Genomic DNA, 23,142 nt, shown 5'->3' with positions numbered 1-23,142 from the left:
AAACTCTCCAAGAAAGTTGATTCGCTCATTTTGTTACGTTGGCTAAAGTGAACTTTCTTACGAAAGATTCACTAATAAAAATTTTATTGACGTTTCTGCTTTGTTTAGTTTTCAAAGAACTATTTTGTGACAGAATAACATTGTATCATCTCGCCTCAATAAAGTCAAACATTATTTTTAAATAATATTATTTGAATCAGCGAGGTTACTATCATATCAATCAATATCATTTTTGTCAACTGGTGAAGGATTATTTTTTTAAGGGATATCATATCCTCTTTCGCAATGCCCTCATCAGATTTACTATATTACTATTGTATATTAATAAAGTCAACTAGTATTCTACAAACAAATATATTATTTTTATTTTTAGGATAAAGTTACAATAAAACAATTATGCAAAGATTAACTGAAAAACGCGGGAATGCAATGGTGTCACGCACCGCTAAGGAAGGTACTTGTATGACAAACATTAAAGATGTGGCGAAGATGGCAGGTGTATCTGTCACAACAGTTTCTCGAGTGTTAAATAATCATCCTTATGTAAGTGAAGAAAAAAGGGGTGCCGTATTAGAAGCGATTAAACAGAGTAATTACCAACAAAATATGAATGCCGTCCATTTAAGTATGGGGAAAACCTTTCTTGTTGGTGTCGTTGTTCCTTTTATCGATCACCCTTACTTTGCACTATTAATTAAAGGGATAGCGAATGAAGCGTTACAAAACAACTACAAGTTGGTTTTATTTCAGACCAATTACGTGGAGACTAGGGAATTAGAAGCCCTTCAAATGCTCAAACAAAAGCAGATTGATGCGCTAATTATTTGTTCTAGAAAGTGTGCGTGGTCGACAATCGAAGCGTATTTACCTTTTGGACCCATTGTTTTGTGTGAAGATACTAGAGGCGAAAAAGTATCTTCGATATTTGTGGATCACTATAAAAGTTTCATGTTTGCTTTAGATTACTTGCATCAAAAAGGTCATCACAAAATTGGTTACTGCATTGGACGTAAATCAGGTACGAATAGTAGAAACAGGGATTTAGCCTATAAGCATTTTATCAAGAACTATCATTTGCCTTTTGACCCAGCTTATATTTTTGAGGAATGTCTTCACTTTGAGCATGGAGAAAAGGTAGTAAATCGGATTAAACAAATGTCTAATCCTCCGACAGCATTGCTAGTGACGAGCGATGAGGTCGCAGCAGGGATTTTAACTTGTGCACAAAATCTAGATGTTACGATACCAAATGATCTCGCACTTATCGGTTTCAATAATCAACCAATTGCTAAAATGATGAATATCACCACAATTGAAATCCCCCTTGAGGATATGGGCCGGAAACTATTTTTACAAGGAATCATCAAAAATGAAGAGATTGCACAAAATGAAATTCCCGTGAAATTAATTGAGCGAAAAACAGTATAATCTCAAGCATCACTTGTCCTCTCCCTTCGAATTCTTACATTAAAGGAACTGCTAAAACAGAATTTTTTTTACAAACCACTTGACCTGAAACGCGTTTCATAAAATATTCTGTTTTTGCAGGAGCTCACAACACGATGCCGGCGTGATCGGAATCCTCTGAGCGTAACGACCGTGTTGTGTTTAACGGAGGGGTAGAAAATGACAAAGCCTATTGTGTTTTTTGATATTGACGGTACGCTACTTGACGAGGATAAAGTGATTCTGGATTCTACAAAGAAGGCCGTTCGTGTACCGAAAATGATCACAACGACATGTTCTAATCAAATCTAAGCTTTAAAAACAAGTGGAATATAAATCATAAATGTACTCCCTTTGCCGAGTTCACTCGTAACTTTAATGGTCCCTTTATGTGTGTCAACGATCCACTTGGCAATAGAAAGTCCCAAACCATACCCTCCCATTTGCCGGGAACGAGATTTATCGGACCTGTAAAAACGTTCGAAAATACGTTGATAATCCTCTGGCCTAATTCCGATTCCTGTGTCCTGAACAAAGATACAAAGCTGTTGTCCTACTATTGATAGTGAGAGCTTAACTTCACCGCCCTGCGGGGTGTATTTTATCGCATTGTCTAAAAGTATATATAATAGCTGTGATAGTCTTTGCGGATCACCGACTGTAATCAGCGAACCCAGTGTATTCAATTGGAATGTGATTTGTTTGGAAACTGCCAGAGGACGGACGGACTCAATTGCAGTTTCTGCCTGAGGACGGAAGTCAAAGGTCTCTAGACTAAGTTGGATTGTATTTGAGTCGGAACGGGCTAAGGTTAATAGATCGCTCACCAAATGTGTCATCCGCCTCACTTCTTGCCTCATATTCGAAAGTATTTTCTCTACCATGTCTCTCTGTTGTGGTTCGATTGTCATTTCCACCGCATCGATCGAGGAGAGCAAGACACTCAATGGTGTTCGTAATTCATGTGAGGCATCTGCCACGAATTCGCGCTGCCTTGTAAATGCACCGCTAATCGGAATCATCGCTTTTTTTGACATAACTACACTCATATAGATGGCGATACCCAAAAACAAGCTGCCTATTGCTATCAGAATCAGCAATAGAGAGTGGAATAACTGATACGTAAATGTAATATCTTTTCCCACATACAACTGCCCAATGAATTGACCTTTGTCGTAAACGGCTCGACTTGTAATTATTAGACGAATATCTTTAGGTGCCTCACGCGGATGAAAGCCCCCCTTCATTCCCCTTCCGTTTGAATTTCCTTCATCATGCAGTGTTTCCTTTCGAATTTCTCTTTCGTTTTGAAATCTTCCATTTATTAGCTGCAGTAAATCAGAGCGCAAGCGGGGATCCGATTCATTCCCCATGATGATTTCTCCCTTAGAATTAACCATATAATAAAAGAACTGATTGACTCCAGCAAACACCAACTCTTGGTCATCCATTCCTTGAAGATCATTCTGTTCATTTTTTAATAAATAACTCTCAATAAAATTTGCTTCCTGATTCACTAATGATTGAAGTTCTCGTTCCTGGTTGTTTAGGATAACAACGTGTAGGACGATATAAACGATCGAAATAAAAAAGATTAGAAAGAGCATGAGCAGTCCACCATATATGCGTGTTAATCGGCCTTGTGTGCTCTTAAAAATATCTTTTTCACCTAGGTTTGTGAATGTCTGTATGAATGAGCTAAATTTAGTTACCAAACTTATACCCTACCCCTCTGATGCTTTGAAGCAAATTTTGTTTTCCGAAAGATTGGAGTTTCTTTCGGATTAATTTGACTGTCGCATCTATGGTTTTAGGGGCTACCTCTGAATCAAAGCCCCAGATTCGCTCAAGAATTACCTCACGCGGCAGGACCTGTCCCTTATTTTTCACCATTAAATCTAATAACTGAAATTCACGAGGGCTTAGTTGAATTTCCTCTCGATCTAAACGTACAATATGGCTCTTCCGATTCAGAACCAATCCATGAATTTGGATCTCGTCCTCCAAAATTGGTGCATAATTCCGGCGGGAAAGTGCACGCAGCCGAGCTAAAAGTTCGTCAATTTCGAATGGTTTGACAAGGTAATCATCCGCACCAGAATCTAATCCCTCGATTCGGTCACCAACGGTATCTTTTGCGGTTAACATCAGAATTGCACCCGAATAACCCTGTTTACGCAATCGGCTGCAAATTTCTACACCCGTCCCATTTGGCATCATCCAGTCCATGATTACTACATCGTAGTGGGCAGAGGTGGCGTAATAGTAGGTATCTTCTCCGTCTACTACCCACTCAGCCTGGTATCCGCCCTTCTTTTTAAGCATATAAACAATCAGCTCTCCGAGACGTATATCATCTTCTGCTAATAATATATTCATGGTATGAACCCCTTTTGAGATAGATTTTTAGATGAATCTATTCATCTCTAGTAACACAAATCTAGCATCGCAATCTTAAAGTTTGCTTAAGAAAAGAAAAGATAAGGATATAAAAAAGGAAGCACCATAAATCATGGGTGCTCCTTTCTCGTCCTATTTTACGATTTCTTCTAATTGCAGTACTTTTTCATTTTTTAGCTTTTCAAGTTCCTTATTCAATTCTTCTTCGTTTACAAAGTTGCTGTACGCTGCATCATACTGGGCTAACGGTGCGGAAAACTGCTGACCAGCTTGTGCCTCTGCTTCCATCATTAAAATCCGTTCCTCCGCACGGGCCACACCTCTTGTAATGTTGTCCGTTTGGAAGGACACTGTTGCATTTTGAATCTGCTTCATCGACTGCGCCACATTCGCGCGGGATGCTAAAAGAATTTTCTTATGCTGCATTTGGTTATAGGTCTCTTTCAGCTCATTTAATTTTTCGATAAGAATTTGAGTTTGGGCTTTAACCGCTTCATATTGTTGCTTGTAAAGGTCTAGCTGCTTTTCATGGACTAGTTTCTCTTGCACCGCTAACTTCGCGATTCCATCCTCACTCTGTTCAATTGCTAGTTTTGCTTGACGGGTACGCTTTGTTACTAATCCTTCGGTTTCCAAAATGAGAGCAGCTTGTTTATTCTCCACAAAAATTTGACGAGACAAGGCTTTCTGGCCTTTTAGAATTTCTTGCTCCATTTCTCGTGAATATTCATTTAACATCGCAATTGGATCCTCGATTCCATCTAGTAACCCATTGATTTCTGCCATCGTTATCGTCTTCACTCTTTTAAAAATACCCATTTTACACATTCTCCTTTTTATTGGTTAAATTTTTTTCCCATGTATCTAAAATACTTGCATTTTGATTTATTACCGGTATATGTGAACCCACTGGTGTGTTAATAAATTGTTTCATCGATGAGACCTTTTCCTTCTTTCTAAACCATCTCACTAAGAGGACCACAACAGCTAGTCCAATTAGAAGGCCGAGCCAAGGAACCCCTCCGCCGTGGTGCGGTCCGTTCATAAGCTGGCGAGAACCAAAGCCACCTTGTTGTCCCATGGCCCCTCCAGGTCCAGGGCCATATCCGTGCGGTCTATTCGCATAACTACTATGACTATGACCGCTAAATAAATAGTGGAATACATTGACCACCAAAATCATGACAGCGATTCCCACACCCCAGAGAATACCTTTTCTCACTTTCGTATTCATCTCTCTTTCCTCCTTTCTACTTGATACCTGAAGTCTAATAGAGAAAAGTGAAAACTTGGTGAAAGCCTGTCCCGTTATTTAAAATTCCTCAAAAAATAGAAAAGGTGTCAGGCACCATGTGAAAAATTCACATGGTGCCTGACACCTTTCATTCTACTTTTTTCTCAGGGCATAAATTTTTTTAGCATATCCTTTGTTTCGGAATCGGCAAAGCTTGCTTCGACACTATTAAGGTAAATTTGCTTATAGTCATCTTCACTTATATTGAATTCTTTAAATACGATGTTACATTCATTCGCCATTGTAGTATCTGAGACGGTCCGGTTGTCAGTATTAACTGTTACCTTGATACCATCCTTATGAAACTGATAGATTGGATGTTCACTAAACTGGTTCACTGCTTTTGTTTGCACATTACTTGTTAGGCACATTTCAAGGACGACATGTTTTTCCTTCACAATGTTGTATGCTTCAGCACAATCCTTTATGAATACGCCGTGTCCAATTCTCTCTGCACCTAAAAGTTCAACCGCCTCTAATACATTCTTCCCTATGCCTGTTTCACCCGCATGGATCGTAACTCTATAACCATATTCTCTAGCTAAGGCGATCGGTTCTACGAATTTCCCACAAAACTCTTCCTCTTCCGATGCGCATAAATCGATGGCCACTACACCTTCTCCAAGGAATTTCTTCCCCTTCTCAACGACCTCAAAGGCACGGTCCGCAGACATCGTTCTCATACAGGAAAGAATCAAGTTGCCCTTTATATCAAATTGCTTTTCAGCATCCTTCATTCCAGCTAAGACGCTTTGAATGATTTCTTCAACGTCTAATCCCCCTGCTGTATGAAGGAGTGGCGCAAATCTTACTTCCATGTATTTCACATTTTCCCGGGCCGCATCCTCAAAAAGTTCAAAGGAAATCCTTCTAAGATTTTCCGCTGACTGCATTACTAAGTTAGGAATAGAAAATTTCTCTAAATATTCATCTAAGGATTTGCAGTCTAATGGAGCAATGAGCTCTCTTTTTATCTCGTCTGTTTTCATAGAGGGTAAACTGATACTCTCTCTCTTTGCGATATCAATGATTGTTTCAGGTCTTAGACTCCCATCTAAATGGCAGTGAAGTTCAATTTTGGGTAAGGTTGCGAAATTCATGTTGGATCTTTCCCTTCTAATTTTTGTTTGGTAAAAAAGTGAAAAAAAAAATTCCTGATTACGAAGAAAATACACATCCATGTACCTTCTTCGTAATCAGGAATTTATAGGTTCCTGGTAGAGACCTCCAAACCATATCATTGGAGTTATACGAAATTTTTATTAAATTACTATTGCTCAAGAATAATAAATCTTATTTTTATTGTCAAGTGTTTAAGTTTCGATTAAACCGGCAATATTTCCCTTTCTATTCGGGCAACTTATTTATTTTTATAAAAACGATCTCTTACTCTTTTCAACCGGGCGTGATAATTTAGAATGTCCAGTCTTGCTTTTTCTGCTTCTGGTGCAATCGGTCTTAATTTTTCCAACTCCCAATAATCAACAATCACATCTAAAACTTGATCAAAATATTCCAAAGGGCCGTAGTTTGCTTCTTTTGCTATAATGGCCATGCGATCTTCAAAATCAGGCATTACTGTTCCAGGCATTTGAAAATTCTTAATAACATGTCCTAAATGATAACAGTAATTGGGTTCTAGTTGCAGATGGAATTTAATCACGTCCCTGTAAAAGGCATAATGCAACGTTTCATCCTTTGCAAGTCGGCGAAGCAGACTAGCTAAATCCTTATCATGCGAACCAGCTGCTTTGGCAACATTATTATAAAAAACCATGGTTGCCAGTTCTTGTAAAGAGGTATAAACCATGGTTTCAAAAGGCGTATGGTAATCAGGATTCCAGCCATTCTCAACCGTTTGTTTGTGTAATTGGTGGAGTCGCTTCGGATCTACATTGCGTGTAATTAATAAATACGTTTCAATCAGGTTTGAATGCTGATCTTCTTCCGCAGTCCAAGTATGGACAAAATCTTTAATAACCGTTAAAGAACCCTTAAACGTTTGATCGAGATGAGAGGTAAACCATGGCAGGTTTACTTCGGTTAAAAGAGCCGTTTCAACCGCAGTAATAATGGACGGCGGCAGCGTGACCTGACTTTCATCCCAGGGAACACGTCGAAAATCCATAGCCTTATCCCATGGTAAGAAATCATGGTAACCCCAATCTATTTTTTCAGACCGTTTTTTATGTTCTTCATATAAATCAATAAGTTTAGGCTCTAACCTAAAGTCCAAATCATTCGTTAACATCATAATCCCCCGTTGTTGTAAAAATTTATTTAGGTTTTCTGACAAGCGCTATTTCCAAATTCCAAAAATAGGACCACCTATAAAATCTGGAAAAATAGTTATTTTAATATCTGATATTAGTACCTACTACCAACCAAATTGTAGCACACTATTCTGAATTTATCTAACTGAAGGGATTTTTAATATTCTCAGGTGTCAGGCACTCTATTCATGATGAAGATGCTGATTCTTACAATTTCTTTACATTCTTTTAACACCAGCTTAAGAAAAAATTCTCTATTCCCTTATACAATAAAGTAAATAATATCAATTGGAGGGATTGGATGAAGATTACCGTTGCTGGAGCAGGATATGCAGGGCTAGTCACAAGTGCTTGCTTAGCAGAATTAGGGCATATGGTGACATGTATAGACATTAAGAAAGAGAAAATTGACATGCTCCAAAATGGTCGTTCTCCAATTTTTGAGCCTGGTCTTGAGTCTCTTTTAGAAAAAAATCTCCATAACGGTCAACTGAATTTTACAGTGAGCCATCATCAAGCCTATTCAGAGGCTGAAGTCATTTTTATCGCGGTCGGAGCACCAAAAAAACATGATGGGTCACGGGATCTAAAATACATCCATGTAGTTTCACACACGATTGCTCACTATATCGAAAATGATGTAACCATTTGTACAATAAGCAAAGTCCCAGTCGGCACAAACGATCTTATCCAACAAATTATTAATAGAAGCAAGCCCCCAAACCTACTCGCAAACGTTGTCACCAATTCCGGGTTTCTTCGGGAAGGTTCTGCAATCCAAGATTTTTTCCACGGTGACCTAATCGTAATTGGAACCAATCATCCTGAAGCAGCAACAATAATCGAAAAAATTTATCAACCATTGAAAATCCCAATAATAATAACAGACATCCGAAGTGCTGAAATAATTATATAAGCATCGAATGCAAAGGGGAATAGACAATGATAAGAATGCTACATGTATTTTATGGTTATGAATGTAGAGTCCTACAGAAAGTAAACAGCCATTTTGATAAAAAGCTATTAAATCTTTTTTTTCGCACGGTTACACACCTTGGTGGAGCAAGAATTACTATCGCGGCGGCTTTTTTTCTGATAATCCTCTCGCCAAGGGAGATCAGATTGATTGCCATTGCTAGCGCACTTGCTTTATCAGCAAGTCATATACCTGTACATTTTGCAAAGTTGCTATTTCCTCGTAAAAGACCCTATTTAATGATTGAAAAAACAAAGTTTCCTGCTAACCCATTACAAGATCATTCTTTTCCTTCAGGGCATACGACGGCAATATTTTCAGTTGTGACGCCATATGTCTTATTCATACCTCTACTTTCTTATGTCCTAATCCCTTTAGGGCTATGTGTAGGCATATCTAGAATTTACTTAGGTCTTCACTATCCTTCAGATGTGATTGCTGGAGGAATTCTAGGTACCCTATCTGGGAGCCTATGCTTTTATTTATTGTGCGTTTGAGAGTTCAATTAGGAGGGATTATATGAAAATTGCTATTTTCACAGATACCTTTTATCCGGACATCAACGGGGTTGCTGGGACACTTAAACGATTGACTTCCTATTTTGAAGATCAGAATATTGATTTTAAAATTTTTGCACCCGATTCAAATTCCAGCGACTATAGTTCTACGAATATTCATCTTTTTAAAAGCAGTTCCTTTTTCTTATACCCTGAATGCCGCTTAGCTTTTCCAAATCTTCTTCAAATCAAGTCAGAGTTACAACACTTCTCTCCTGATATAATTCATGTTGCGACCCCCTTTAATATCGGCCTTTGTGGTGTTTATTTTTCTAAGAAATTAAACATTCCCCTTGTTGGTTCCTATCACACCAATTTTGATCATTATTTACACTATTATGACCTTCATTTTCTTTCAAAAATCCACTGGAAATACATGCTCTGGTTCCATCGAACATGCAGAAAACTCTTTGTCCCCTCAACTGAAACATTCCTACAGCTTAAGCAACACGGATTTTCAAACTTAGAACTATGGCCTAGAGGTGTGGATTGCCAGCTTTATCACCCCTATTATGATAAACACGCTGTTCAAAGACATTACAGCACACAAGGAAAATACCTGCTTACCTATGTTGGCAGATTAGCACCAGAGAAAGATATTAAAACCCTATTTGCCGTCGCAAAATCAATTCCAGCTGAAATAAATGAAAAGTTACATTGGTTAATCGTTGGTGATGGCCCATTACGCGAGGAACTGCAAGCCCAAGCATTAGCTAATATGACCTTTACAGGATACCTATATGGAAAAAGCTTAGCCGAAATGTAGTTCTAGAGTCCCTTGCGAGCGGGACCCCTGTCATAGGAGCAAAGTCTGGAGGTGTCAAGAATATAATTAAAGCAGGGATTACAGGTGATTTATGTAAACCAAGTAATGTTCAGGAGTTTAGAGATGCCATTATTCAGATTTTAACGGATGATGGATTACGAGAACAGATGGGAAAGGCCGGAAGGGATTACGCATTAACACAGAGATGGGATCGGATATTTGAAAATCTGACTTGGCATTATACGAATGTAATCGAAGAACAAAATGGACAAAAGTATGCATGATTAATTTAAATAAAAAAAGTGAAATGGAAGGACCGTCCTTCCATTTCACTTTTCGCAATTTTACGGATTAACTTTAGTGTTAAACACTTGCTTACCGTCTTTATATTCTAAAACAGTTGCAGATTTAATTGGATTGTGGTCTTTATCGATAGTGATCTTACCTGTAATCCTAGACAAATCTTTTGTTTTCTCTAATGCTTCTTTAATCTTTGTAGTATCCGTACCGCCAGCACGCTCAATCGCATCAGCTAATAGATAAACTGTATCATAGCCAAGAGCATTAAATGCATTAGGTGATTCACCATTGAACTTTTCTTTGTATGTCGTTACGAATTTTTGAATATTTTTATCTGGATCTTCAGATGTGTAATGGTTCGTGATAAATGTATTATTTAAAGCGTCAGCTCCAGCTAATTCCACTAACTTCGGTGAATCCCAGCCGTCTGCACCCATTAAAGGAACAGTGATACCCATTTCACGAGCTTGTTTCACGATTAAACCAACTTCTTCATAGTATCCAGGAATAAAAATGAATTCTGGATTTTTGGCTTTAATTCGAGTTAAGGTTGCACGGAAATCAGTATCTTTCGCAACATATGCCTCTTCGGCAACCACTTTACCGCCAGCCTTTTCATATGTCTCTTTGAATGAAGCTGCTAAACCCTTCGCATAATCACTAGCGCTATCTGCAAAAATGGCTGCATTTTTTAAATTTAATTCCTTCGTAGCGAAATTCGCTGCAACGATCCCTTGGAATGGATCAATAAATGAAGTACGGAAGACGAATTCGTTCAATTTTCCATTATCACCCACTGTTACGTTTGGACTTGTTCCCGATGGAGTTAAAAGAATTGTTTTTGTATCATTTGCGATTTGAGCCTGTGCCACCGTATCACCACTAGTTGCCGCTCCAATAATGGCTGTAACTTTGTCTTGACTTGTTAATTTAATGGCACCGTTTGTAGCTTCTGCTGCTTCGGATTTGTTATCCACTTTAATAATCTCTAGCTTTTTACCCTTTACTCCACCAGCTTTATTAATCTCATCAACTGCAATATCGATACCGTTCTCAAGTGACTCCCCGTAAGAAGCAACCCCGCCGGATAACTCTAAGTTAACTCCAACTTTAATCGTTTTACTGTCACTGCCTGAAATTTTTGGTGCTCCTGAACAACCTGCAAGTATTCCAGCTAATAAAGTGGAAGCCATAAACATTTTTGCCCATTTTTTCTTCATTATAATGACCTCTTTCTTTTTCTGATTTTTCTGACATAACAAAGCGTAGATTGATAGCCTTTTATGATTCAAAATACTTTTGTTTACTGTCTTAACTAATTGATAAATATTATTTTAAAACAATTTTTCCGATTCGTCTAGTATATTATTCGATTTATTTAAATATTTCTGATTTTTTTGATTAATAGTGTTTTTGGTAGCGCTTTCTTTTGCGTAACACCAATAAATTTCTATTCAAATAATGTTTTGTGGTTCACAAAACATTATACATAAATTTTATCGACGTATGAATAATCCGATAATGGTTCTTATTATTCATTTGAAAAAATAATATGGTAAAAGAGAGTCTCATTCTGAAGGTTATGGGGGTGTTTGCTCTGAAAATATTACGGCTTGGCCATGCCATGTACGTTCTAAAAAGTAAGGTTGGGAAAAAGTATCTTATTGATCCGTTCTTTGATTTAAACCCTGGCTTTCCTCCACAATTAAACACTGCTGATTTCTACCAATCTATTGATTGTGTATTTTTAACCCACGGCCATTTTGATCATACAAGCGGTCTTACGAAGTTGGTTGAACATAAACCTGATATTATGATTGTGGCACAATACGAGCTGGCGCTCATCCTTTTGCAGCAAGGAATTAAAAATGTCCTTCCCATTAATTTAGGGGGTTCCGTTTCCTTTGAGGATGTAAATGTAACAATGGTACAGGCAAAACATACTTCTTCCTATGGTGAAACCCAAGGTCCACCCGTATATGCCGGTGAATCAGCAGGCTATATTTTCGACTTTAATGACGATTATACTCTTTACCACTCAGGTGATACGGCATTAATGTCAGATTTAAAGTTAATTCAAGATGTATATGAGCCGGAAATTGCGATCCTTTCTTCAAGCGGCCTATGCTGTAAAAAACCTATTAAAAGTTAAATATGTGATTCCTAGTCATACCTTTCCGACACATGAAACAGCTGCCTCTCCTGAATCATTAGCCCAATTATTAAAGGCTTTCCCTGTTGTTGATTTTATGATTAATAAAGACAACGAGTTAAAAGAATTATTAAAGGATTATCCAAAAACAGCCGTGGTTACACTTTCTTATGGAGAAGAAACAGAGTTCGTTAAAAACCTTTGGTCAGAAGCTTTAGTTAATAAGGAATTCTCATGATTAGCGAGGCACCCTTTAAGAGGGTGCCTCCTTTTTAAATAAAAGAGTGTCAGGCACCGTTCGTGGACATTTGTCCACGAGTGGTGCCTGACACCATGTTCTTATATTTCAATCTTATATTGCTGCTCACTTATGCCATCCTTAGTGAAGACTCGTTCCATGTATTGAATTTCTTTATCTGACATCAACATGACGGTCGAGCTTCTCGTCCCGTAGTTACCGCTTTTGATAAACAATGGCGAAAGCATTCTTTCCCATTCTAAAGAAACGCCCGTGTGCGGAAGAAGTTCGTCTGGAGCTTGATCTGCATTTTGGAGGAGACTCAAAAGCCGTTCTACAAGTTCGACCTGTTCCCCGTTGATGATTTTGGACATGCCTTCCTTGCCTTTTTGCACCTTGGGCCATTCAGTATTTAATAAATGGTTGCTGATTCCATAAATTCCAGGCTCCACCTTCTGAAGTTCCTGCCCTTTATTTGAATAATAATATAGTTCCGTTCCGTCCCCTGCTAGTAAGTTATAGCCAGGATACAGATCCTTTTTCTTTACAAGACTTTGCATATAATCCTTTATATTTCCTTTATGTTTCAAGGCATCGGCCACCAACTCACCTCTCGAACGTTTTCCTTCCGTTACTTCTTTTGGGTCGCGATAATTGGTCAAGGCCGCAAAACGTCCAGATGTGGTAACACCCATCCAAGTGCCCATTTTTTCTAAATCTCTACCGGCAAGGATGTCAGGTCTGTCTTCCCAATAATGAGCAAGGGCAGTAGACCGCCCGTAAAATTCATCTCGGTTTGCCGCTACAAGGAGCTTGTAGACTGGATGGACTCTATAGGCAAAAACGATTAAACACATATACAATCACAGCCTTAAAAATAATTTAACCGGGGGTTTTTTATTGGAATAATGTCGTTCATCATCGAAACTAATTTACTAACCTCCAGGCCCAAACCGTCTTTTTGATCTATTAAGTATAATATATCCAAATTCACTCCATAACCTCCATATGGAAAAATAAACCACAAGTTATTATTCGCCATGTCTCTAGAAAATCCTTTTAACATAGTGGAATCCCGAAGCGTTTTGTATCTTTTAAGTGCAAAAATGCATAAGGAAAATAAATCTAATCCTGATTTTAATCGCAAGGTTGGAAATAATAATAGCTACGACCTAATTTAATTTGGAGGTGTGTTTCCATGTCAGAATTAGAGCCCTTAGAATACGAAACAGGGACTGCTATCCGCGAATACGACATTATTGATATTACCCAAACAGCCAACGGGTATGAAGTACTGCTTGATATAGAATTAGACAGCGGCTATTCCTTAGCAAGAACCAAGTTAGAAGTTACCAATGAGGACTTATTAGGGTATGAAACAAAAGAAATTGAGGAAGGGATTAAATTTGCCTTAGGGTTTTTCAATCATTAACAACAAACTAATATTTTTGAGGGCAAATCACTATGAACTGTGTTAAACTAACCAACGACGTTAGAAGAACGTACATTAATAATGGAGTGGTTAAATGAGTAGTGCGAAAGGGAAAGGCGGAACAGGCAGAGGAACCGGCAAGAAGGGCTGGACTCGTTGGCAAGCAGGTGTCAAAAAAGCAAAAAGCGCCAAACCATATGTTAGTAAAGGTGTTAAAAGAGCAAATGACGGAAACAACACCAGCAATAATAAAGGTGACACATCCGAAAAATAGTAATAATACAAAGACTCAGGGGAACTCCATCCCCCGAGTCTTTTTTCTCCCAGCAAACGACCTTTCAAAAGAAGCGACAGTCCACCAGAGGAGGACGAATGTCCACGAGTGGTGCCTGACACCTAATTTTTTGACACCTAATTTTAACACAAAATTGCCTTCTTATTTGCTGGTTTCCCTCCTTACGACTAGTGCTACTTCTGTTGCTAATCGCTCGATGCTTTCGGCGACTTGTTTAAAGGGCATTCCGCCGATGTCCATTTGGGCGATAAACCGCTGGTGTCCATATAGTTCGTATTGTTGGAGGATTTTTTCAATGATCTGCTGGGAACTGCCAACAAATAAAGCCGTTTCTGGTCCGGCCATCTCTTTAAAATCAGCTCTAGACATTCTTGTATTCATCCCACGCTGGCGATTAAAGTATCCCCAATAATTAGAATGATACGGATAGAACTCATCCTTTGCCTTTTGGGTTGTTTCCGAAATAAATGCATGACCTGTCACTGCAACCTTCATCGACTCTGGGGCATGGCCTGCTTGGCTGGCGGCCTGTCGGTAAATATCTACCAGCGGCTTAAACCGAATGTGTTCGCCTCCAAGTATCGCTATTGCTAAGTTAGTCCCTAATCTTCCTGCTCGTGCTGCGCTTGACGGAGTTCCTCCAACACCTACCCACAATGGAATATTTTCCTGTAAAGGTCGTGGAGCAATTTCCGCATCCTGCAACGGAGAACGAAATTGACCATTCCAGGTCACTCGCTCCTGTGCATTCAGTTGCTGAAAGAGCTTGATGTTCTCTTCAAAAAGCTGGTCATAATCGTCTAACTCATACCCGAACAGCGGGAAAGATTCTATAAATGCCCCGCGCCCTGCAATAATTTCTGCCCGTCCGTTTGACAGGAGATCAAGTGTCGCAAAATCCTCAAATAGCCGAACAGGATCAACGGTACTTAAGACAGTAGTAGCACTTGCCAGTTTAATTCGCTTTGTAATTTGTGAAATGGCAGACAAGACAACGGGCGGTGCGGACACGGCATAGTCGAGGCGGTGATGCTCACCCACGCCAACTACATCTAATCCTGCCTCATCAGCCATTTTCGCTGCTTCAATAATTTCCTCAAGTCGCTGTCTTGCGCTGATTGTCTTCCCTGTTCCCCCATCCGGAACTAAATCTCCCAATGTATAGATTCCTATTTCCATACCTGAACGTTCGTCTTTGGAATCTGGCGTCATCTTCATATCTCCTTCATTCATTTATATTACTAATCGAATTTGATTTCCTGAAGGATCTTCCGTTACAAAGAAATCAGCTTCTTCCGATATTTGCGCACCTAATTGCTTTAGCTGTTTAATCGCATTCTCTCTGGCTGCCTCATCAGGGAAAACGAGTGAGTACCAATTTAAGCCGACACTATTTTTCGGTGGTGTCGCTGCCCCTTCACCTTGCCATGTGTTAATAGCAATATGATGATGATAATGGCCAGTGGAAAGGAATGCCGCTTGTGGATAGTAACTAACAATTTCAAAACCAAGCCCTTTAGTGTAAAATTCTTCTGCTTTTTTCAAATTAGATACGTGAAGGTGAATGTGGCCCATAACTGTTCCAGCCGGCAGACCGCTCCATTCCGCATCACTCTCCGCGATAATTCCATTTCCATCAAGCTCTTCTGTTGCCATTTCTACTAAACCGTTGTTCCATCGCCATTCGGAAGAAGGTCGATCTCGGTACACTTCAATCCCATTTCCGTCTGGATCGTTAAGATATAACGCCTCACTTACATAATGATCTGCAGCACCGAGTGGATATCCCGTTTGAATCATGTGCCGTAAAAAGACAGATAAATCAGCTCGAGATGGAAGCAAGATCGCAAAATGATACAAACCTGAACTACGTCCTGTTTTCGCAACCACATCCTTCGGCTGCTCTAGCGTTAATAATGGGGTTTTTCCGTCTGTTGTTAAGACTGCTTTACGATCTAGTTTCTCCAATACTTGAAAGCCCATGATATTTTGATAAAAAGTAAGTGCATAATCGAGGTTTTTTACTTTAATATTGACCTCACCAACATATATATTTGGTGCCTGATGAAATTTATCCATTTTCTCCTCATCCCTTCCTTATTCATTTGTAAAACGAATGTTATAAAAATTAATCTTTTTATTAATATGGTTATTTTACATTCCATTAAACCGATTACTATTTCCTATACTTACAGTGTACCTCTAATTTATCTCGAATTCAAGTATTTTAAATTCAAAGCATATGGAAGACCATCCTATTTTTAACCCTTGCAACAGAAAAAGGACTCTTCCGCTTAGCGAAAAAGCCCTTCAACCTTGCTTCTCGATTTTTATGCTTCGACGATATTAGGCTGCTCGTAAACCTCGTTTTCAAACTCGCCTGTTACTTTACTAGTGAGTATGCCTGATGTCATCGCTCCGCTGACATTTAAGGCTGTACGTCCCATGTCAATGAGAGGCTCAACTGAAATAAGCAGACCAACAATCGCAATTGGGAGATTCATCACTGATAAAACGATTAAGGCTGCGAAGGTTGCACCGCCACCTACACCAGCAACACCAAACGAACTAATCGCAACCACAAGAATGAGCGTTAGAATAAAGGATATACTTGTTGGATCCACACCTGCCGCTGGAGCAACCATCACCGCTAACATCGCAGGGTAAACGCCTGCACATCCGTTTTGACCGATTGTTAGGCCAAATGAACCCGCGAAGTTGGCGATACCTTCGGATACACCAAAGTCCTTAGTTTGTGTTTTAATGGTCATTGGCAAGGTTCCTGCACTTGTCCGTGAGGTGAAAGCAAAGGTTAAGGTTGGCAGCCCTTTTTTCACATAATTTATAGGACTTAGTTTCGCAAATGATAAAAGGAGAAGATGGACAATAAACACAATAATGAGCGCCACATACGAAGCAATCACAAACTTACCTAGTTTTGCTATCGCGGCATAGTCACTCGTTGCTGTCACCCTGGCTATGATCGCTAAGATACCATATGGCGTTAAACGAAGAATCAGTGTGACGACCCTCATGACAACAGAGTAGAAGGTATCAATGATCTTTGCAAAAAATTCACCATGCTCTGGGTCCTTACGCTTCACTCCAAGGTATGCAATACCGATAAATACGGCAAAAATAACAACCGCAATCGTCGATGTTGCGCGGGCCCCAGTTAAATCCTGAAACGGATTGCTTGGGATTAACTCAATGATTTGCTGTGGGAGTGTCATATTTTCGATCCCTGCAACTCTTTCCTCTAACTGAGCATTACGGGCTGCTTCTGCATCTCCTTCAGTTAGCTGAACCCCGTCAAGACCAAATCCCAAAGCTGAGCCAATGCCAACTGCGGCAGAAACGGCCGTCGTTGCAAGAAGGATGCCGATGACAAGAAAACTGATTTTCCCTATATTCTTCGTTAACTTTAACTTTGTAAAAGCCCCGACAATCGAAACAAAGATGAGTGGCATAACGACCATTTGTAATAGCTTTACATAGCCATTCCCGACAATGTTAAACCAATCAATCGAACCTGTCGTTACTTCATCTGTCGTACCATAAATGAGATGAATAATAAAACCAAATATAATTCCGAAACCCAACGCACTAAAAACACGCTTGGAAAAAGAAACATGCTTTTTTTGCATCGTAAATAAACCAAACATGAGTAATAGCAGCACCGCGACATTTACAATGATAAGAAAGGTATTCATGAAATCCCTCCTCTTTATTTTTCGGAAAAATTGAAAACCCAAATATTCCAATGCATTAAGTCGGAATTATATTCATTCGTCTTCTTCGTCGTCGGTAATTTCTGTACCTTTATACTTTAAAACAATCAAACGTTTGATATGGTAAATAATATGACATGGCGACCCTAAATATTCCAAGCCCATAAATTATTCAATCAAACGTTTGATTAGTTTTTCAATTTCCAAAAAGTTACATGTACTATTAGGGCTGCACGGCGGATGAACTCATATTATTTCAGTCGGTTTCGGATGGATAGCATCCTTTAGTGCGGTTTCTAATTCGTCTTTGAACGCGGCTTTCTCCTCCAATGTCCATCCAAGAGCATCTTCCATAAAGCCAATGATTGCTTCTTTCCACTCATGTACCCATTGAATATCAAAAAATAAAGCTCCTGTTCGACGGATAAAAAAATCCACTGGTTTTACGGCCATTTCTTCCTCTAGGGAATAAACGATTTGAACATACACCTCTAGCGGCAAGCCAAATTTGTTATTTGGGTCATACGTTTTCGCAATTTCAAAAATACGATCTATATTGGAACCATAGCGATGGACTAATTTTCGGTATTGGTCCTTTGAAAACCCAATTAACTCGCCTTCTTTTTCCTTTTTTTCTATAAATGAAGCAAAGTTACGAGAGCCATCAATATGACCTCCAGAAATAGGTAAATGCTTTGTTCGGCAAGATCCAATCTGGCGTGCTTCGCCGCACTGTTTAGCGATCAAGTCTACAACCGTTTCTGCCATTTTTCGGTATCCTGTCAGCTTCCCACCTGCGATTGTAACCAGCCCAGAATTTGATACCCAAATTTCATCTTTTCGAGAAATTTCAGAGGGATCCTTGCCTTCTTCATAAATAAGTGGTCTTACCCCTGCCCAGCTGGATTCAATATCCTCCCCCTTGATAGCAACGGTTGGAAACATATAATGAATCGCATTTATAATGTAATCTCGGTCAGCTGCCGTCATTTTCGGATGAATCGGATCGTTGCCATAATAGGTGTCTGTTGTCCCCACATACGTTTTCCCATCCCTTGGAATGGCAAATACCATGCGGCCATCAGGTGTATCAAAATACACCGCCTGTTTAAGAGGAAATATTGACTGATCCATCACCAAATGGACCCCTTTGGTGAGCCGAAGTTTTTTCCCATATAACGACTGATCTTTGTCTCGGAGCGAATCGACCCAAGGGCCAGTGGCATTAATGATGTGTTTTGCGTAAATATCATGAACGGTACCAGTTAATAGATCCTCAACTTTAGCACCGATCACCTTACCCTCTTGATAAAGAAACTCAATCACTTTTGAATAGTTTACTGCCTTGGCGCCATGCGCGACCGCTTCTTTTATGACTTCGATGGTTAACCGGGCATCATCGGTCCGATATTCCACATAATATCCGCCGCCTTTTAATCCCTCTCTTTTAATAAGAGGCTCTTTCTGAATGGTATCATCGGGAGAAAGCATTTTTCTTCGCTCACTTTTTTTTACGCCTGCTAAAAAGTCATAGACTCGTAGTCCAATTGATGTACCGAATTTACCAAACGTTCCATCCTTATGCATTGGCAGGAGCATCCATTCTGGTGTAGTTACATGCGGACCATTTTCATAAACAATCGCCCGTTCCTTCCCTACTTCCGCGACCATCTTTACTTCGAATTGTTTTAAATACCTGAGACCACCGTGAACAAGCTTCGTTGATCGGCTTGATGTCCCAGCGGCAAAATCTTGCATTTCGACTAATGCCGTTTTCATTCCCCTTGTTACGGCATCTAATGCGATTCCAGCGCCTGTAATTCCCCCACCGATAACAAGTACATCAAATTCCTCAGCTGCCATTTTCTTTAAGATCGTGTTCCTATTTGAACCCGAGAATTTTAACATTTCCACTATAGTTACCTCCATTGGGGATAAAAAAAAGAGGCCACAACAATCACAATGATATTAAATCCATTGCTTTGTTGTGGCCTCTCGAGTTTCTCCCGCCAAAATATTAACTTAAGTATAGTTTACCATAGATTACGATTATTTAAAAGCCATAGCTGCGTTTACAGCCTTTTTCCAACCTGTATATAAATTGTTTCGATCCTCTTCAGCCATATCTGGTGTAAATGCTTTATCCATATTCCATTGAGTCGCGATTTCTTCTTGGCTTTCCCAATAACCTACCGCTAATCCTGCTAAATATGCAGCTCCTAATGCTGTGGTCTCTTTTATTTCTGGACGTTCCACTGGAACATCTAGCACATCGCTTTGGAATTGCATTAAAAAGTTATTAGCAACAGCTCCGCCGTCTACACGCAAAGCCTTAAGCGAAATACCTGAATCCGCCTCCATAGACGTTAAGACATCCTTTGTTTGATAAGCAAGGGATTCTAACGTTGCGCGAACAAAGTGTTCTTTCGTTGTACCACGTGTTAAGCCAAAGACCGAACCGCGTACATCACTATCCCAATAAGGTGTTCCTAACCCGACGAATGCTGGAACGACATAAACACCGTCAGTAGATGCTACACTAGTAGCAAATTTCTCGCTCTCTTCAGCGTTTCTAAACATACGGAGCCCATCACGAAGCCATTGAATGGCAGATCCGGCAACAAAGATACTTCCTTCTAATGCATATTCTACTTTTCCGTTAATACCCCATGCAATTGTTGTTAACAAACCGTGCTCTGATTTTACTGCTTGTTCTCCGGTATTCATTAACATAAAGCAGCCAGTTCCATAAGTGTTTTTCGCCATTCCTTTATCATAACATGCTTGACCGAATAACGCTGCTTGCTGGTCACCCGCCACTCCGGCAATTGGTACATTACAGCCAAAGAAGTGGTAATCAACTGTTTCTGAGTATACTTCTGAAGATGGGCGGACTTCTGGAAGCATCGAAGCAGGCACAGAAAGAATATCTAATAACTCTTCATCCCATTTAAGGTCATGAATATTGTACATCAATGTTCTCGATGCATTGGAGTAATCTGTTACATGGGCTTTTCCACCAGATAGTTTCCAAATAAGCCATGTATCAATCGTTCCAAATAGCAGTTCTCCACGCACTGCTTTTTCTCTTGCACCTTCTACATTATCAAGAATCCATTTAACTTTTGTTCCAGAGAAATAAGCATCAATTAAAAGGCCTGTTTTATCCCTGAATAATTGATCATATCCTTTTGCTTTCAATTCTTCACAAATCGCTGCTGTTTGGCGGGATTGCCAAACAATTGCATGATATATCGGTTGGCCAGTTTCTTTATCCCAGACAACGGCTGTTTCCCGTTGGTTTGTAATACCGATTCCAGCCACTTGTTCTGGTTTTACATTAGCCCCGGCCAAACAAGAAGCCATTACCGCTAGGATCGAACCCCAAATTTCATTTGCATTATGTTCTACCCAACCTGGTTGAGGGAAGAATTGTTGAAATTCCTGCTGTGCGACTTGGACAATCTTCCCTTCTTTATTAAAAAGAATAGCACGTGAACTTGTTGTACCTTGATCTAAGGATAAAATGTATTTTTCCATATATAAACTCTCCCTTTAATTAAAATTATGCACTGACTTTTTCTATCCGGGCCGTTTCCTGAGGTTTCTTTCCCATTACGGAAGCGATCGCAAGAACAACTACAATTGCCCCTATTATAAACCAAAGACTCATGTCTGTTTTACCGAGAAAGGCAGCTTTATAAAATAATCCTCCCAAACTTCCTCCAAGGATTGGGCCTACAATGGGAATCCATGAATATCCCCAGTTAGAACTTCCTTTTCCCGGAATTGGAAGAAGGGCATGTGCTAACCTTGGACCAAAGTCACGGGCGGGATTGATCGCATATCCTGTTGTTCCCCCAAGACTCAAACCGATACTAACAATAAGGAAGCCTACCACAAGTGGATTTAGTCCATCTGTAAATTTATTTGCACCAATCGCTAATATTCCTAAAACAAGAATAAATGTACCAATAATTTCACTAATTAAATTTGCAAAAGTATGCGGAATGGCAGGACCTGTTGCAAATGTACCTAACTTCGCCCCTTGATCCTCTGTTACCCTCCAATGTGGAAGGTATTGGAAGTAAATAATTGTTGCACCAATCATTGCTCCAATTACTTGACCGAAAATATACGATGGGACTTCTTTCCACGGAAGATCACCGGTAAACGCCAGCGCCACGGTTAAAGCAGGATTTAGATGGGCGCCACTAAATTTACCTACTGAGTATGCAGCAACGGCTACCGCAAATCCCCAACCAAACGTGATCACAATCCAACCACTTCCATTAGAGAGTGTTTTCTTCAGATTCACACCTGCACACACGCCAGCACCTAACGTAATTAAAATTGCCGTGCCAATTACTTCACCCCAAAAAGCTGTCATAATAAGCCTCCTCTTTTTTTAAAAACATCTTTATCCATTGAAAATAATCCAGAAAAAACAAAAGAGACACACAGAAATATCCCAAAAAAAGGGGAATTCCGTGAGTCTCTGGCTCTTCTTCACATATTATCAACTTAATTACTAGTATAATATTCATCTGAAAGCGCTGTCAACACATTCACAAAATCTTCATATTTTCACTCATTATTTGCCTATATTAATCTACTGTAGCTGCCGAAAACCAACATAAAAAAGCATTCTCTATGAAAATAAAGAATGACTTTTGAGTACAATTTAGTATTCTATTACTTTTTCTTTTCTGGCTCAAAATATTTCCATAAATCTTTTTTGGATGTTGTTACTGTAATTGCTCCAGCTGCAAATGCTTGTTCAACCTCTTCAATGGTGTCAATAAATCCTCCAGCAAATACTTCCCTTTGCGTTCGATTGCGAATATCCTTAATAATTTTCGGCATAATTCCAGGTAATACTTCTATAAAATCTGGCTTGGTACGATCGATTAACGCAAAACTCTTTTCGATCGAGCTCGTATCTAATAAAAACAGACGCTGAATTGATATTACACCTTTTTGCCTTGCTTTCAGAATAACGCTTCCCTTAGTTGAAATCAGTCCAAATGGTTTAAATTCCTGACAAATAAATTCTGTTGAGTATTCATCACTTTTTAACCCATGAATTAAATCCATATGGATAATCAACTTTTTATGGTTTGCCTGCGCCATTTGAAAAATGGGTTTCAGTCTGGAAACATGCAAATCCAAAATTACAAGATATTCATAATTGCTAGACATCATTTTTTCGACATCTTCTATTTTTCGAATTGCGGGTAACACCTTTTGTCCAAAGAAGCTCATCCCCATTGTTCACCTTT

General features: G+C 39.4%; 22 protein-coding genes, 2 pseudogenes and 1 riboswitch. Of the genes and pseudogenes, 9 read left to right on the top strand and 15 right to left on the bottom strand.

Going from position 1 to position 23,142, the window contains the following annotated elements:
* Positions 1-462: 462 nt before the first annotated feature.
* Positions 463-1,428, top strand: a complete 966-nt coding sequence (locus J7E66_RS01470; protein ID WP_214997685.1) for a LacI family DNA-binding transcriptional regulator — start codon at positions 463-465, stop codon at positions 1,426-1,428.
* Positions 1,429-1,626: 198 nt separating this feature from the next.
* Positions 1,627-1,719, top strand: a pseudogene (locus J7E66_RS01465) (HAD hydrolase family protein); the annotation flags it as partial.
* 35 nt (positions 1,720-1,754) lie between these two features.
* On the opposite strand, the gene J7E66_RS01460 reads toward J7E66_RS01465, so the two are convergent.
* The 6 genes from J7E66_RS01460 to J7E66_RS01435 form a co-directional block, all read right to left on the bottom strand.
* A complete protein-coding gene (locus tag J7E66_RS01460) occupies positions 1,755-3,053 on the bottom strand; it encodes a sensor histidine kinase (RefSeq protein ID WP_214997683.1) in 1,299 nt (432 codons plus the stop codon).
* A gap of 97 nt (positions 3,054-3,150) precedes the next feature.
* On the bottom strand, positions 3,151-3,825 hold the full coding sequence (locus J7E66_RS01455; RefSeq protein WP_214997682.1) for a response regulator transcription factor: 675 nt from the start codon (positions 3,823-3,825) through the stop codon (positions 3,151-3,153).
* Between the two features lie 153 nt (positions 3,826-3,978).
* Positions 3,979-4,665 carry a PspA/IM30 family protein gene (locus J7E66_RS01450; protein ID WP_214997681.1) on the bottom strand — a complete coding sequence of 229 codons (687 nt, stop codon included), beginning with the start codon at positions 4,663-4,665 and terminating at the stop codon, positions 3,979-3,981.
* A gap of 1 nt (position 4,666) precedes the next feature.
* Positions 4,667-5,080, bottom strand: coding sequence for a hypothetical protein (locus J7E66_RS01445; protein WP_214997680.1), 414 nt, complete (start codon positions 5,078-5,080; stop codon positions 4,667-4,669).
* Positions 5,081-5,244: 164 nt separating this feature from the next.
* Positions 5,245-6,240, bottom strand: coding sequence for an adenosine deaminase (add, locus tag J7E66_RS01440; protein WP_214997679.1), 996 nt, complete (start codon positions 6,238-6,240; stop codon positions 5,245-5,247).
* A gap of 73 nt (positions 6,241-6,313) precedes the next feature.
* Positions 6,314-6,414, bottom strand: a riboswitch (purine riboswitch).
* 86 nt (positions 6,415-6,500) lie between these two features.
* A complete protein-coding gene (locus J7E66_RS01435; protein WP_214997678.1) occupies positions 6,501-7,391 on the bottom strand; it encodes an acyl-ACP desaturase in 891 nt (296 codons plus the stop codon).
* Between the two features lie 323 nt (positions 7,392-7,714).
* Between J7E66_RS01435 and J7E66_RS01430 the strand changes: the two genes are divergently transcribed.
* The 3 genes and pseudogenes from J7E66_RS01430 to J7E66_RS01420 all read left to right on the top strand — a co-directional run bounded on the left by J7E66_RS01430 (position 7,715) and on the right by J7E66_RS01420 (position 9,996).
* Complete coding sequence (locus J7E66_RS01430) at positions 7,715-8,329, top strand: hypothetical protein (protein ID WP_214997677.1); 615 nt, start codon at positions 7,715-7,717, stop codon at positions 8,327-8,329.
* Between the two features lie 26 nt (positions 8,330-8,355).
* The gene (locus J7E66_RS01425; RefSeq protein ID WP_214997676.1) at positions 8,356-8,886 is read left to right on the top strand and encodes a phosphatase PAP2 family protein; all 531 of its coding nucleotides are present in this window, start codon (positions 8,356-8,358) and stop codon (positions 8,884-8,886) included.
* Between the two features lie 22 nt (positions 8,887-8,908).
* A pseudogene (locus tag J7E66_RS01420) lies at positions 8,909-9,996 on the top strand (glycosyltransferase family 4 protein).
* Between the two features lie 60 nt (positions 9,997-10,056).
* Here J7E66_RS01420 and J7E66_RS01415 read toward each other — a convergent pair.
* Positions 10,057-11,232: an ABC transporter substrate-binding protein gene (locus J7E66_RS01415; protein WP_214997675.1), complete on the bottom strand. Its 1,176-nt coding sequence runs from the start codon at positions 11,230-11,232 to the stop codon at positions 10,057-10,059.
* A gap of 368 nt (positions 11,233-11,600) precedes the next feature.
* On the opposite strand from J7E66_RS01415, the gene J7E66_RS01410 reads away from it, so the two are divergent.
* Both J7E66_RS01410 and J7E66_RS01405 read left to right on the top strand, forming a co-directional pair.
* On the top strand, positions 11,601-12,164 hold the full coding sequence (locus tag J7E66_RS01410) for a metal-dependent hydrolase (protein ID WP_214997674.1): 564 nt from the start codon (positions 11,601-11,603) through the stop codon (positions 12,162-12,164).
* Positions 12,112-12,402, top strand: a complete 291-nt coding sequence (locus tag J7E66_RS01405) for a hypothetical protein (protein WP_214997694.1) — start codon at positions 12,112-12,114, stop codon at positions 12,400-12,402. The genes J7E66_RS01410 and J7E66_RS01405 overlap by 53 nt, the downstream gene beginning before the upstream one ends.
* Positions 12,403-12,503: 101 nt before the next feature.
* Here J7E66_RS01405 and J7E66_RS01400 read toward each other — a convergent pair whose 3' ends face one another.
* Complete coding sequence (locus J7E66_RS01400) at positions 12,504-13,259, bottom strand: NRDE family protein (RefSeq protein ID WP_214997673.1); 756 nt, start codon at positions 13,257-13,259, stop codon at positions 12,504-12,506.
* A 341-nt stretch (positions 13,260-13,600) separates the two neighbouring features.
* On the opposite strand from J7E66_RS01400, the gene J7E66_RS01395 reads away from it, so the two are divergent.
* Entirely contained in the window at positions 13,601-13,834 is a 234-nt protein-coding gene (locus J7E66_RS01395) for a hypothetical protein (RefSeq protein WP_214997672.1), read from the top strand.
* A 94-nt stretch (positions 13,835-13,928) separates the two neighbouring features.
* Positions 13,929-14,108: a DUF3934 family protein gene (locus tag J7E66_RS01390; protein WP_168241740.1), complete on the top strand. Its 180-nt coding sequence runs from the start codon at positions 13,929-13,931 to the stop codon at positions 14,106-14,108.
* Positions 14,109-14,270: 162 nt separating this feature from the next.
* On the opposite strand, the gene J7E66_RS01385 is transcribed toward J7E66_RS01390, so the two are convergent.
* From J7E66_RS01385 to J7E66_RS01355, 7 genes are all read right to left on the bottom strand, one after another.
* Complete coding sequence (locus J7E66_RS01385) at positions 14,271-15,341, bottom strand: LLM class flavin-dependent oxidoreductase (RefSeq protein ID WP_214997671.1); 1,071 nt, start codon at positions 15,339-15,341, stop codon at positions 14,271-14,273.
* Between the two features lie 21 nt (positions 15,342-15,362).
* Entirely contained in the window at positions 15,363-16,208 is an 846-nt protein-coding gene (locus tag J7E66_RS01380) for a VOC family protein (RefSeq protein ID WP_214997670.1), read from the bottom strand.
* 251 nt (positions 16,209-16,459) lie between these two features.
* Positions 16,460-17,842: an L-cystine transporter gene (locus tag J7E66_RS01375; RefSeq protein WP_214997669.1), complete on the bottom strand. Its 1,383-nt coding sequence runs from the start codon at positions 17,840-17,842 to the stop codon at positions 16,460-16,462.
* A 264-nt stretch (positions 17,843-18,106) separates the two neighbouring features.
* Positions 18,107-19,768 carry a glycerol-3-phosphate dehydrogenase/oxidase gene (locus J7E66_RS01370; protein ID WP_214997693.1) on the bottom strand — a complete coding sequence of 554 codons (1,662 nt, stop codon included), beginning with the start codon at positions 19,766-19,768 and terminating at the stop codon, positions 18,107-18,109.
* A 141-nt stretch (positions 19,769-19,909) separates the two neighbouring features.
* On the bottom strand, positions 19,910-21,400 hold the full coding sequence (gene glpK, locus J7E66_RS01365) for a glycerol kinase GlpK (protein WP_214997668.1): 1,491 nt from the start codon (positions 21,398-21,400) through the stop codon (positions 19,910-19,912).
* 25 nt (positions 21,401-21,425) lie between these two features.
* Entirely contained in the window at positions 21,426-22,250 is an 825-nt protein-coding gene (locus J7E66_RS01360; protein ID WP_214997667.1) for an MIP/aquaporin family protein, read from the bottom strand.
* 305 nt (positions 22,251-22,555) lie between these two features.
* Positions 22,556-23,125 carry a glycerol-3-phosphate responsive antiterminator gene (locus J7E66_RS01355; protein ID WP_214997666.1) on the bottom strand — a complete coding sequence of 190 codons (570 nt, stop codon included), beginning with the start codon at positions 23,123-23,125 and terminating at the stop codon, positions 22,556-22,558.
* Between the last annotated feature and the right edge of the window lie 17 nt (positions 23,126-23,142).

The organism is Bacillus sp. ISL-7 (assembly GCF_018613065.1).
Note: the sequence above shows the minus strand (reverse complement) of the source record. Positions and strands in the feature narration are given on the sequence as shown.